Annotated in this window: 10 protein-coding genes and 1 pseudogene; 4 read left to right on the top strand and 7 right to left on the bottom strand. The window is 45.0% G+C overall.

Annotated features, from left to right (window positions below; translation table 11 throughout):
• Window positions 1–84: 84 nt before the first annotated feature.
• A complete protein-coding gene (locus tag QUA36_RS06120; protein ID WP_333456156.1) occupies window positions 85–669 on the bottom strand; it encodes an SMI1/KNR4 family protein in 585 nt (194 codons plus the stop codon).
• A 154-nt stretch (window positions 670–823) separates the two neighbouring features.
• The gene (locus tag QUA36_RS06125; protein WP_333456158.1) at window positions 824–1,192 is read right to left on the bottom strand and encodes a hypothetical protein; all 369 of its coding nucleotides are present in this window, start codon (window positions 1,190–1,192) and stop codon (window positions 824–826) included.
• A gap of 174 nt (window positions 1,193–1,366) precedes the next feature.
• Between QUA36_RS06125 and QUA36_RS06130 the strand changes: the two are divergent.
• Window positions 1,367–1,660: pseudogene (locus tag QUA36_RS06130) on the top strand (ArsA family ATPase); the annotation flags it as partial.
• A 670-nt stretch (window positions 1,661–2,330) separates the two neighbouring features.
• Here QUA36_RS06130 and QUA36_RS06135 read toward each other — a convergent pair.
• From QUA36_RS06135 to QUA36_RS06150, 4 genes are all read right to left on the bottom strand, one after another.
• Window positions 2,331–4,694: a transglutaminaseTgpA domain-containing protein gene (locus tag QUA36_RS06135; protein WP_333456160.1), complete on the bottom strand. Its 2,364-nt coding sequence runs from the start codon at window positions 4,692–4,694 to the stop codon at window positions 2,331–2,333.
• A 418-nt stretch (window positions 4,695–5,112) separates the two neighbouring features.
• Window positions 5,113–6,183, bottom strand: coding sequence for a hypothetical protein (locus QUA36_RS06140; protein WP_333162946.1), 1,071 nt, complete (start codon window positions 6,181–6,183; stop codon window positions 5,113–5,115).
• The gene (gene hetZ, locus QUA36_RS06145) at window positions 6,176–7,357 is read right to left on the bottom strand and encodes a heterocyst differentiation protein HetZ (RefSeq protein WP_333162949.1); all 1,182 of its coding nucleotides are present in this window, start codon (window positions 7,355–7,357) and stop codon (window positions 6,176–6,178) included. Before hetZ ends, QUA36_RS06140 begins: the two co-directional genes overlap by 8 nt.
• 626 nt (window positions 7,358–7,983) lie before the next feature.
• A complete protein-coding gene (locus tag QUA36_RS06150) occupies window positions 7,984–8,310 on the bottom strand; it encodes a hypothetical protein (RefSeq protein WP_333162951.1) in 327 nt (108 codons plus the stop codon).
• Here QUA36_RS06150 and QUA36_RS06155 point away from each other — a divergent pair.
• Entirely contained in the window at window positions 8,310–8,849 is a 540-nt protein-coding gene (locus QUA36_RS06155; protein ID WP_333162953.1) for a Dps family protein, read from the top strand. The genes QUA36_RS06150 and QUA36_RS06155 overlap by 1 nt on opposite strands.
• Window positions 8,850–9,063: 214 nt before the next feature.
• Here QUA36_RS06155 and QUA36_RS06160 read toward each other — a convergent pair whose 3' ends face one another.
• Window positions 9,064–10,164 (bottom strand): glycosyltransferase family 2 protein, encoded by a 1,101-nt coding sequence (locus QUA36_RS06160; protein ID WP_333456162.1) that lies wholly within the window; start codon window positions 10,162–10,164, stop codon window positions 9,064–9,066.
• Between the two features lie 618 nt (window positions 10,165–10,782).
• Here QUA36_RS06160 and QUA36_RS06165 point away from each other — a divergent pair.
• Both QUA36_RS06165 and QUA36_RS06170 read left to right on the top strand, forming a co-directional pair.
• Entirely contained in the window at window positions 10,783–11,814 is a 1,032-nt protein-coding gene (locus tag QUA36_RS06165) for a glycosyltransferase family 2 protein (RefSeq protein ID WP_333456163.1), read from the top strand.
• A 128-nt stretch (window positions 11,815–11,942) separates the two neighbouring features.
• On the top strand, window positions 11,943–13,394 hold the full coding sequence (locus QUA36_RS06170; RefSeq protein ID WP_333456165.1) for an NAD(P)/FAD-dependent oxidoreductase: 1,452 nt from the start codon (window positions 11,943–11,945) through the stop codon (window positions 13,392–13,394).
• Window positions 13,395–13,414 lie beyond the last annotated feature (20 nt).

The following is a 13,414-nucleotide window of genomic DNA, read 5'->3' on the forward strand; positions in this document are numbered from 1 at the left end:
TGTATTTACAATGTCAATACGTTATTCACAAAAAACGATCGTTTTCAAACTACTGCCACAGCCTGTGCTGCTTATTGGGGCCTTTCAATTATGTTTCTGCATCAATATTTCAAAGTCCACTAGATCCACTAACCCATAACCATCCTCAGAGAACCGATATTCTCCTCGTTCTAGTGCATCTGCAAAGGTCTCCAAATAAACTCGAAAATTAGGTGCAATAAGCCCTCTAGTAGGTTCCTGCCACTCAACAATAATGACTTGTCCAACATTTCCGCCTGCTGCTGGGGCTAAATCTACGCATTCGCAAGCACCATTGCTTTCGTTTGTGAATGGAATCCAATTCGGCTTCCACCAACCGTTCCAGATTCCTTCAAAAATGTCGTCACCATCGCACCTAAAATTATCGTCTGAACAATTCTGCCATTTTTCAGATATTTCGATCGCGCTTTGGATAGAGAGGAACTCCAAGTTGGGGAACAGGGAATAAGATTCTTCATCCTGACCGTTATGCACGCGGTAAGACAGCTTGAAATCTTCGGGAAACTCTACACCAAAGAATGCTTCTGCCCGATAAATCTCCTCATCATTAGCGCCCGGTCTGAGACTTTTGAGCACTTGAGGTGCATTGGCTGCCAGCCAATTATCAATTCTTTCCCAAATTATTTTCATGAGAAAACATCCGAAGCTGGAAACTCAGTCTATAGGAGAACTCAGAGGAAAGTGAGATAGCGGTTTTAATGCCTAAAATTAAAGCGGGGTGCTGACTCTCTTTCCCTGCTACTTTTTATCTACTCTAACGATCGCTCAGGTGATTATAGCAATTCTAACCACGCTCAACTGCTTCAATCTGAACCTTTTTTCCATCTTCTTTTCCCTCCTCTGCGTCCTCTGCGGTTTGTGCAATATTTCCTGGATTCAGCTCAGTTTTTTTCTGCTGGCGTTCCGACACTGCTTTTTCCAGCATTTTCAACCTTTCTGGGTCAGCATTCGATCGCCAAAACAACTTATGATCCTTAATTTTAATGCAATTTTCCTCCAAACACTTCATCCATTCCCGATATTTTTTAACTGCGCCACGATCGATAATATCTAACTTTTCTTCTTGGCGGGTGAGTTTCGCAAACTTGTCATAATGGGGATAACTAGCAGTAACAAAAGCTTCTTTTCTTGCTAAACTTGGTGGATTATACACATCAGAATAGTCTTGATAGCTCACAGAAAGGTCGCGCGAATCTATGTGCCTATAATTGTGAAGGGCTGGATGCGGGTTAGTGTCAAAATCGGGATAAAATAAATAGAAGATTTGAGGTTAGCGAGCCTGAAATTTGATGATTGTAGCGCCGTCAATCCTGCCAATTGTGCGGGCGGTTTGGTAGCTTTGGAACGCTTGAAAGAAACGCTTTACAAAGACGAAGACCCTAGTCAAGTTTATTACAAAGAAAATACGATTAACATCGTGCAGGAAAACAACCAATATAGTCTTGAACTGTATTTGCCCGGAATTGCTAAGGATCAGATCCAGTTGAGCAAAACTGGAGATGAGTTGAATGTTCGGATTGGCAATCACCGCCGTAATTTGGTGTTGCCGCAAGCTTTAGCGGCGCTGCAACCTTCGGGGGCGAAAATGGAGGATGATTATTTGAAGATTAAGTTTGCTTAACAACACTTACGCACTATCAACCTAAAAAACCCGGTTTCTAGGAAAAATCGTGGATAATCCCTTGAGATATTCACGCAGAAACCGGATTTTTTCCCCGCGTGCAGGTACAGGGTAAACGCATCTAAATTAATTTGAATAAAAAGTAAAAAAGTGGATTTGTGCATTACTAAATAACTAAAAAAACCTTCTTAAAATTCTTAACTTTAACCCCAATTAAGCAGATTAAATCAAAAATTTAAGAATTTCTAAATTTTTTAAAGCCGGATAAATTTCACAAGAGATGGGTGTTATGTCGATTCCGGTTGCACCGCTCGTGATGGTTGACTGTTGACTGTGAGTCAGAAAAATGAAAATTGCACGAATTATTTGTTGCCAGCTTGATTCGACTTTACGCCCGACGATGAAGCGCGGATTTGAGATCATTCCAGCGCAGCCGGATTTGATATTACAGGGGTCTTGCCAAAACTCGTCTACAGCATATTGTGACTGCTACAGCTATGAATATTTCAAGAATGTGGGCGTTTTGCCGTAACATTACGATTGGCTTGACCCGTGTCTCTAGTTTTTCTGCTCTTTTTCCCTCTGGCTCATCAGAGTTTTTTTGTATGATTATGGGATGTTTAGTTTTACCATTTTTACTTCGCCAGCAGTCTCTTTCCATCGCCGATTTTTATCTTAACTTTTTGAGTTTCTTCAAGTGCGATCGCCTCAAATTTTCCACCAACTGCCGCAACTGGTTCAAATTACCCGATTCCCCGCCATACTTCCAGCGCACGTAAGCTTGCGAAACTTCATCAATCACCTCAGCTTCATCAGTTGCATGATTCCCGCGCATTGCCTCAGCATACTCCAAAGGCGTTTGAGCGCGAGGTTTCACAAAACCCCTACTCGCCAAATCCTTCAGCATTTCCTGATAAACCCCCTCCACCGGCGGCAACTTCGCCAGCCAGCGGCGGTGGCGCCACTTGCGCCACACTTGCCAAATTAACCAGACAATAAAGCCAAAGCCGATCGCAGCAATCAAACCAGTAAATAACCCCACCCAACCCTTAGCAAACTGTCCCAGAAACCAGCCCACAATCAAACTTATCCAGCCAATTAGAAAACCTATAACTGAATCCAGCCCGCTTCTGAGAGGAGTCGGTAGCCACCCCGCGATCCACTTCCAAAACGATTCCAGCGCACTAAAAGTCTGGTTGTCTTCCACCGAAGCCGGAATCAGCGGATAACCGGGAATCGGATTGAAAGCAAACCAGCCATTATTGGGAAAATATACCTCCGTCATCAAAAAAGCGTCGGTATTTTTCACAACATAGTAACCAGTAAACGGGTTGAATTCTCCCGTATCGAAACCGCCCACCAGCCGCGCCGGAATCCCGATCGACCTCAGCATAATTGTCAGTACCGTCGAAAAGTGGTCTGGATATCCACCTGTAACTTTTTTGCCAGCCTGGGTGTTTTTGTAGCCAAACAGAAAAGCCTGGACTAAATCTTCACCTTCTTCTAAGTAAGGCAAAGCTTTTTCTATTTTGTAATTCGGATTTTGCTTTAAATATTGAGCCAAATACAAAGCTTTTTCGTAAGGAGAATCGATCGCTCTATCAGACTTAGCTACTCTCGTCCTTGCTAGCAATATTTCCTCAGTTTTTGCCCGCACCTTTGCGACAATTTCCGGCGGCACATCCAAATAGAAATTGCGAATATTTTTCGGGTAATTAGTACCACTTTTACCCAACAAAGCTCGATCGCGAAAAGGCACATTAGAAATCACCGTATAAGTCACACCCTCTCCCAATTCTGCAGGCGCTCGCAAACCCCCCTCCGCATCAAGGGCCACATCAGGGCTCGGAAAATAAAGCTCCTTCGGCTTGTTTAAAGCCGGAATCAAATTCGGCAAGGGAGCAAGAATAGTATAACTTTGAATCACCTCTTGAGTGCGAGGCGCATTGGGAAACGGATTCAGATAAAATTGATAGGACCACCTAGGTCTAGTCAGCTTTTGAGCTTGTTCGTTGCGAGAAATTTCCCAACCCTGACCGGTGTATTTGTCGAAGCCTAATACTCGCCAAAAACCCGCAGCCTGCGATCGTACCCGCATCACCACTTGAGGTTTCATTTCCCCCCGCAAATTTTGATTAATTCGCTGGTTGAAACCGTAATAAAAAGTAGAGTCCACCTCTCCTGGCCCAGAGTCTGGGTTTCTCCCCCTTCCTCCGCCAGTTCCTTTTTCATTTCCCCCTCTGACATACCCTGGATTCAGAATGCTGCGCGAGTCAAACTCCCCCTGATATTGAATAGGAGCACTCACAGGAAAAGTCCGTAACTGATAGCCAGGGAGGCGTGGCAAAAACGCAAAAATAGTCAGCCCCAACCCGACAGTTATCAGCAGCAGCCAAGCAAAATTCTTTGGGGATAAAGTCGCAGCAAATAGCGACAGGCTTTCATTTTTCCCTTTACCTTGTGCTTTTTGGCCAAGGGCCTCTGGCTTCAAAAATCCCAAGCGCGATCGATAATCCAAAACCAAAGTCGGAAGCGCTAAAGCCAAAAACACCAACAACAGCGGCCCAAAAGTCAAGGTTTGGCTGAGAGTCGCTGCCACCCCTAACAAAATTAGCCCGATTACCATCGAATAGCCCAAATCCTTGCGGCGGGGCAAATCGAAACTGTGCAGCACTTGAAGTTGGATTAACAGTTGCGCCAAAACTAACCGCGTATCGTTCAATTCTCCCACCAAGCGGCTAAAAAAAGCGAACAGCGCCACCAGCATTCCAATAGCTATGCAGAACTTAGCAGCTACATTGCGATCGCGGCGGCGGTACCAACTCCAAGTTGCTCCCACAATACTAACAGGCACAGCCCACAGGTTCTGGGCTTCTTCAGCAGCAACGTCAGTAGCTACAATTCCCACAATTACCAACAACTGAACTAGGATTCGCAGCAGTAAAGAATCCTCAATCACCGGCGGAGGCATGGCCTCAATCTGCTCCCACAGCTTACCCAAAACAGGTATATTTCGCAGGTTATCAGTTGTCATGTGCACCCATCCAACTATTTTAGATTTTAGATTTTAGATTTTAGATTAAATCCACAGATAAATCTGGATTTTACCTAATCTCTCAATCTTATTTCCCTGTCAAACGATTTTAGATTTTAGATTAAATCCACAGATAAATCTGGGTTTTAACTAATCTCTCAATCTTATTTCCCTGTCAAACAATTCTAGATTTTAGATTTTAGATTAAATCCACAGATAAATCTGGATTCCAACTAATATCTAAATCTTATTTTTCTGTCATTAGATTTTAGATTGACTCCACAGATGAATCTGGGGGCTTGAACTAAGATCTAAACTTTTTCACTTTCCACGACAGCAGTCGAGGAATTGCATCTGTTTTTGTGTGAGGTCAAACCAGAGAGTAAAAACCTAAATTATTTACTCTAATTAGACCTTTCTAGTTGCTATCTTGTCCTGTCCAAATTGGACGAATAGCAAACATCAAAGGTCTAGTCTCGAAGTTTTGGAATCGAACTTCTAGGGCATAAGTCTTGTTCGGTTGTGGGTCAAACAACTCAACACTTAAATGCCCGGAATTTGGACGATGTGCAGTTGCTTCGGCATCTCCTCCCTTGAGTTCCAAACTTCCTGCCCCCGGAAATTGGCACTCAACTCTTAAACAAGGCATGGGCTGTTCTCTGTTGCGGTTCGACAGGTATTGAGCCTCCAGAGTCAGCGAACCCAAACCAGTCAGCCACTCCCGGAAAACCGGTGGCTGATTCACAGGACAATCCAAAGTTAGAGACTCAATGATTTCCTTGGCTGCCAACAACGACAGCACCATTTGTTGATCGGTACTCGCGGCTTCGTAATTCGGGAAATCTTCTAAATCTAGAAGTCCCCGCAAAGAACCTCTGAGCACTAAACCAGCTAATTCGTTGAGTTCCTGAGACTGGCCCGGAAATAAGCTATCTACAGCGCGAACTAACTTCGAGCCTTGCCGCAGCGACGACATTACCAGTTCCTGACAAGGTTCTAGCAGTTGAGCAAAAACCCCTTGGGCGATCGGAATTGGCAGGCGGCCCCACCTGATATTTTGCAGTTGGGGAGTCCAGATGTGTAGGGGGGGAACCCATTGCGGGGCTACATCGTCTGGGTAATCGTGGTCGTAGCTTTTGAATTCTGTTTCCCAGGGGAACAGCGGCGGGTTGGATTCAATTTCGGCTCTAAGCCTTTCTTTTAACAAGGTCTGAAAACGGTCTTGCACGGTCGGTATTTCTCCAATTGTCTGCGGTTGTGCGGGTGCATTGCTGTGCGCCCCCACTTGATAGTCCAGCGGGTCTGGTTCGTCCCATTCCCAATATTCCACCCCGGAATTGTCTTCTGTGTCGCCCCACTCTTCTGAGCGAGGGGATGGATTGAGGTTTTCCTCATCTTCGTTAGAGGTATTCGCGATCGGCGCCTGCAATATCCAGTCTAAAAAATGGCGATCGAAAGCCTCTGCATCCCTGTTCGTTTCGTTATTCATCACTAGATGCCCCTTCTCCGGAATCTGAACGATTTCGCAATTCCCAGGCAAGTTCCAGCAATTTAAACCACCGTTTCTGTACCTGGGCTACCGTGCTGCCGAGGGTTTGCGCGATCGCTGACTCTGACAGACCTTGTTGCTTCAACTTTAGCAAACGCTGTCCCTCTGGGCCAATTTGCTCGCCAAAAGCCTGCCACTGAGAAGGCAACAAACCCAGATTTCGATCTAAGTCTGCTTCCAGCCACTGGTGAACGAGTTCCCAACGATGCGACATGGCGAACCTGAGCAAATGGTACTTGAAGCGCTGCTGCAAATAGTCTCTTTGGCGGGGAGTTATGCCCAGAAGCGACTCTATTTCATTAGTCGGCAAGTCTTGCAAGCGCAGCACGAAGTAATCGGCGCAGTCTTGTTGGTTGCGCTCTTTCAAGTAAGCCACTAATTCCTCAATCACGTTTTGCCGCAGAGATTCTGACTCGTCGCCTACGGGACGAATTGCCGCCGAACCCTGTCCGGCCATCGCTTCCCGCACGGAGTGCACCGAGGTGTCGTTCCAAGTTTGGTCGGAATCTGAAGCCCCTCCGTCGGCGGCTTGTTCCATATCTACGGAGGTTTCTTTGGGCTGCTGCTGGGAAAAGGTTTGGGCCCGTAAAATAATTAGTTGCTGGCTGCGGTTCCGAGGTAAAGGAATGCGCCGCTTGCCGAAACGCTCTACAAAGGCCATGTACTCTGCTAGTTCTAAGCGAGTGCGGGGACTGTAGGTGGGTGGTAGTTGGGTTTCGCGCCGGAATGCCTTTAAAGCTTCGAGATAAAACCCTTGCAAAAAATCTTTGATCAGTTCTACTCGCGCCTGATAGCTAGACTGCACCTGCGGAGGGGTGATGTAGCGATAGACGATCGCGCTGAGGGTACTGTGCAATTCTACTCGCCCGGGCCCGGAGCCTAAATTGTAATAGTGGAGGCATTGTTGCAAGCGGTGCTGAGCGAGGCTCTGGGCTGAACCTTCTATATCTCCGGAGGATTGAATCCGCTGGCTTTCTGTGCATATCCTGTTGACTTCTGCTGCGAGGCGCCCTGCTACATCTTGGCAGTTCTGCTCAGACGCGCGAGTGGACTTTTTAAGTTCGTCTAACAGCAGTTGAAATATGGTTTCCACGCTCTGGCAGATTTCCCGCATGATGGTTTACAGCTAACAATGAAAGTAGCACAGTTAGTCAAAGTATGGATAAATCTTTCCTAACGCTACTTTACCCCGTATTCCCCAGATAGGACAAACTGCAATGCCCTCGATCTCCTCCTTCGCGCAAACACAGAGGACTGCTTTTTAAATCTGTCCTGGACGCGTCATCCATCAAGAACCAGGTTTAAACAGTTGCCATTGCAACGATGGTTCATCCGAGTGTGGGGTTTGACAAGGCCTCCATGCGGGGCGAAAACGCGACACTGCCGTTGATAGCTTCGGCTTAGTGCTGTGGTGGTCACAGCAGCAAGTGTTCCTGATGGTGAAGCGAGCAAACAGTTTCTCCCGGCGGTCTACCAGATGCGACAAAGGGTTTCACGGCTGTATTCGATCGGGGTCTTGCGCCACTTTTGCCATAAAGTTTAGACAGCGATCACCCGTCTGTTTCTTGGCAGCATCCTTCAACGTCGATTTAACGGTTTCATTCAATATCATTTGTAGCATCCCAATCACACAGATCAGAACCGCTCATGTCCGACAATCTGTTTCCTAGCCTTCTATGATAAATGGGGTTATATTTCATTGCAAATCTCTTATGCCGTCATTGAAAGCAGCCCACACAATTAAGTGTGTGTGATGTTCGTTAACTTCGGCATAAATTCCTTATAAATTCCTTGATTTTTACTGGCAATCAGAATGCAGCCTTTTTCTATAGCGGGATTGAGCGGGCGATCGCCTGCAGCCCAATCGGTGCGATCGCCAAACAAAGGCGCTGCGGAACAAGAAGTTTGATTGCATCTATCTAAGGGTATCAATATTGCAATTACTTTCACCTGAAAAGCAGATATTTTACTAAAGTGCGATCGTCTTCGATCGTCCTCTGGGTTGATGTAAGTGGCGGGCGAAATTTGTTCTAATAGTAAAGTTAGATTTGAAGGAACAATTTTCAATGCGTAAGTTAAACATAGGTCTATCTGACGAGCAGCGTGCAGGCGTTATCGAACTATTGAATCACGACCTGGCAGATGCTTATCTGCTGTTAATCAAAACCAAAAAGTATCACTGGGATGTAGTTGGCCCACAGTTTAGATCGCTCCACCAGTTGTGGGAAGAACACTATCAGGCGTTAACATTAAATATCGATGCTATGGCCGAACGGGTGAGAACTTTAGGTGGCTATCCAATTGGTACTGCTGAGGGTTTTCTGAAGTACGGCTCGATTCAAGAACATATCGGCGATTTGCCTTTGGCTACAGAAATGGTAGCGCGTTTAGTTGATGACCACGAACTGATTATTCGCAATCTCCGCAAACACGTTGAACAGTGCGGTGAAGAGTTTAAGGATGATGGAACCGCAGACTTTTTGACTGGTTTGATGGAACAGCACGAGCAAATGGCTTGGATGTTGCGCTCGTTTATTGAAGGGGAATCCCTTGCGCCAGACGGCCAGCACCCAAAAGCTCAAACTGCTACCGCTTCTCACGCTTAGAGAGATTAAGTAGACGGAAGAGGGAAGTTCGGCAACGGATTTTGTAACGGATGTCAGTCCGATGTCTGTCGGAAGAAAGAAGAATGGAAAATTTAGATTTTTTTATTTAACCCTCTTTCCTCATTCTTGATCGACCAACCAGGCAGAATTAAACCCCCTCTAGCTTCCTGAAAAACCCGGTTTCTTCAACAAACCGGGTTTTTCAATTTAGGGTTTATGTAGATTTTCGATTTCCTAAACTATTGAATCGCATTCTTTCGTATACCTGCGATGGCAACATTCTGTGAGCTTTCGTCCGCGCCTCAATCCTTGCCAGTGTCGTCCCTTCACTCGATTCAGATGCTGGTTTTAACTGTAACCCGGAGGCAGGTGGCGGTGTAACTATTATTTTTAATATACTTTCTAGAAAGAGCAGATACAAATTGTGGCGCAAAAGTGCCATTGATAAATCTTCTTTGAAAGCTCGATACAGCCAAGATAATGTACTACGGTGATTGCCGCTGCGGTTGTTTTTGACAGCTAAGTAAATGTAAAAATTGCTGCTAGACCAGCGATAAATGCTGCTGGGAATTTCGGGATGTTGCTGCCGGACATCGGCCATAATTAAAGAGTGAGATTTTGCCATTGCTGCATAGTTGCTAGACATACTGCTGGCAATCTGCCGATAGCCCACTAAGTATTCTGGTACGACTTTAAATTGATAATGTTCGGCTATGCGGAGGTGAAGTTCCCAGTCTTCGCAGCCTTGAGCATTTTCTAGTTTAAGTTGGCCGTTGTAACCGCCGACTTTTGCAAAACAAACGCGGCGGATTAGAGATGAGCTGGCATTGCCTATAAAATATTTATAAATTAATGCTGTGTAAACTTCTCCTTCGATGGTGGAGTTATAAAATCCACCTGTGAGCAAGTTTTTTTCATTTATATCAACTGACCAGGAATAGACAACTCCGACAGATGGTGCTGAGGAATTCAGGCATTTCACTTGTTTTTCTAGGTTTTGCGGATACCAAATATCGTCGGCATCGATGGGAGCAATATATTCGCCTTTTGATTTTTCAATTGCTAGGTTGCGGGCGACGGCGACGCCGGAATTTGGCTGGTGGAATAAGCTGACTCGGCTATATTTTTGAGCAAAAGATTGGACGATTTTGGCTGTTGTATCTGTAGAACCGTCATCAACTACTAAAACTTCTATGTTTTGATAAGTTTGAGATAAAACAGACTCTAAGGTTTTAGCAATAAAATTGTCAGCGTTGAAAGCTGGTATGATGACTGAAACTAATGGCTGATTTAAAGTGTTTTGGGAGGTGTTCATGTAATATAAAAAAGGGTTTCTGTAAAAGTTTTGGTTCAAAGGGAGCTAGCTAAGGGTATGTTAGCAAATTACGAAAGCTCGATCGTACAGCGTCAGAAATTTTAAGACGTATATTTGACGTATATTTAAAATATCTTGCCAAAAGTAATAAAATGTGCATTGACTCCGCAGTCGCGATCGAGACTGGGTGCAGGAGTCACTCGCGGATGAGGTCTGTAAAAAAAATTATACCGCGCAAGTGCTGACAGTTCGTGGGTATCCGTATAAATTATGTTTGATTTTATACGGTGTGCCTACTTATAAAATCAAAGTCTTGTGTATTGCAGCACAGCCCCACCAAAATGCTGCTGGGGCTTTTTCCCAACTTTACACAAACAATCCTATATTTAAAGATTTTGTAAAGCTGTTGTCTGCATCAGGTCAGTCTCAGCAAGATATGGCGTAGAATACAGGTATGAATTGGGGAAAATTCAATCGAGAATGCCAGCAAAAAATCTAGTTGAATACAAACAGCAATCGAGTTATAAATAAAAAAGTAGAGCTAATTTTACCCTTCGTAAAGTAGCAACAATAAAATCCCAGCAAATTTTAGCCCCTGCAACTTAAACAATTTAGGTAATGATTTCTACCGCCGACCCCACTGTATCCGTTATTATCCCAGTCCACAACGGGGGCTCTTACTTCCGCACCTGTTTGTCAAAACTGGCTCAAGCTGTGCCCAAACCGATAGAAATTATTGTAGTAGCAGATGGCGAAAGTGACGGTTCCTGGCGTCTGGCCAAGGAATTCGGCGCCAAAGTGATCAGGATTCCCGAATGCGGGGGGCCAGCGCGGGCAAGGAATTTGGGTGCCCAGGCTGCAAAGGGAGATATTCTGTTTTTTGTGGATGCTGATGTGGCTGTTTGTCCAGAAGCTGTGGGCTATGCGATATCGGTGTTCAAAAATAATCCCTACTTAGCTGCTTTCATTGGCTCTTACGACGATGATCCTGGAGATCCTGATTTTCTATCGCAGTACAGGAACTTGCTGCACCACTACGTGCACCAAACAGGTAACGAAGAAGCTTCGACTTTTTGGGGCGCTTGCGGAGTGATTCGCCGGGAAATTTTTTTGCAAATGGGTGGCTTTAATGAGAGTTACCGCCAAGCTTCGATCGAAGATATTGAGTTCGGCTACCGTTTGAAACAAGCAGGTTATAACATTCGGCTGTGCAAAACATTGCAGGTGAAGCATTTAAAGCGGTGGAAACCTATGGGTATGGTGAAAGCTGACTTTTTCTACCGAGCACTGCCTTGGACAGAACTGATTTGGCGCGATCGCAAATTGAATAACGACCTCAACTTGCAAGTTTCAAACCGCATCAGCGTGATTTTAACTTATGCAGTGCTGCTGGCAGTTTTGGGGACGTGCTGGTCGCTGAGCTTTCTGCTACTGGCTGGTTTGCTGGCAATACCGCTGGTAGCAATTAATGCACCACTTTACCGATTTTTTCACAGTAAACACGGTATCCTATTTGCCCTGAAAACTATTCCGTGGCACTGGCTTTTCTACTTTTACAGCGGACTGGCATTCGCGATCGGCACGGGTCGCTACTTATACCAAAAAAAGCCTGTGACTGGCAAAGTTAGCTTGCCGGTATCCGCTCAATAAATCAAGGTAAATTGTGCTTAAACATCAGGTCGATCGATAGTTGATCAGGGTATTCACGGGTGCATCTCTCCCTTGGACAAGTTATAAATAACTGTATAGTTTGGATAAAAAAGCTGGAGGTAGGCTGAGTGAAACATTATCCTGTTGCGATCGTCGGTGCAGGCCCTGCGGGTTTGACGGCAGCTTACGAGCTAGTCAAGCAAGGCATCATCCCTGTTGTACTAGAAAAAGGTGATAAAGTTGGGGGAATAGCTCGCACAGAAACCTACAAAGGCTATCGTTTCGACATTGGCGGCCACCGCTTTTATACTAAAGTTGAAGCTGTGCAGCATTTGTGGCAAGAGGTGCTGGGAAATGAGTTTATTAAAGTGCCACGATTGTCGCGAATTTTTTATCGAGGGAAATTTTTTAACTATCCGATCAGTGCCTTCAATACTCTCTTTAATTTGGGCATAATTGAGAGTACGCTGATTATTTTGAGTTATCTGAAAGTGAGAATTTGGCCACTTACGGAAGAAAAAACTTTTGAACAGTGGGTGATCAATCGTTTTGGCGAACGCTTGTATAAAACATTTTTTAAGACTTACACTGAAAAAGTTTGGGGCATTCCTTGTTCGGAAATCCAAGCAGATTGGGCGGCGCAGCGGATTAAAGGATTGTCGCTTACTACTGCAATTATTAATGCTTTGTTTGGCAGCAACGACACTAAAACATTAATCAAAGAGTTTGATTATCCAGCTTTGGGCCCGGGGATGATGTGGGAAAAGTTTGCGGAAGCTGTGGAGAATAAAGACGGCAAAGTTTATCTCGATACTAAAGTGATTAGCTTTGAGCGTGAAGGTAATAAGATTAAAAGTATTACTGCGGAGCAAAACGGAGAATTAGTTCAATATTCTGCTGATAATTTCATTACGAGTATGCCGATATCGGCGCTGGTAGCAAGAATGAAACCGCAGCCCCCCGAAGAGGTATTGCACGCCGCGCGATCGCTCAAATATCGAGATTTTTTGATTGTAGCGCTGATTGTCGATCGCAAGGATTTGTTTCCTGACAACTGGATTTACATTCACTCCCCCGAAGTCAAAGTGGGACGAATTCAAAACTTTAAGAATTGGAGCGCCGCTTTAGTTCCTGATGTCAGCAAAAGTTGTTTAGGAATGGAATATTTCTGTAGCGTAGGCGACGAGATTTGGGAAATGTCGGACGCGGAACTTGTCGAATTAGCAACTCGCGAGTTGGTTGGTTTGGGGTTAGCAACAACTGCTGATGTGCAAGATGGAGTTGTGATACGGCAACTTAAAGCTTATCCAGTTTATGATGGGGAATATCGAGGACACTTGCAGGTACTTGAAGGTTTTTTGAAGGGATTTGAGAATTTGCAGACAATCGGGCGAAACGGTATGCACCGATACAACAACCAAGACCATTCCATGCTGACGGGAATCCTGGCTGTGAGAAATATTCTCGGCGAAAAGCACGATTTGTGGGATGTGAATACTGAGCGATCGTACTATGAAGATTTTAGTGTCGATCGCTCAAAGGAGAAAAAGGATTCGGATTTGATTTCGCAGTCAATATAGCCAGCCGAAATAGGGATTGC

This window comes from Microcoleus sp. Pol10D4, from assembly GCF_036701555.1.
Taxonomy (GTDB): Bacteria; Cyanobacteriota; Cyanobacteriia; order Cyanobacteriales; family Microcoleaceae; genus Microcoleus.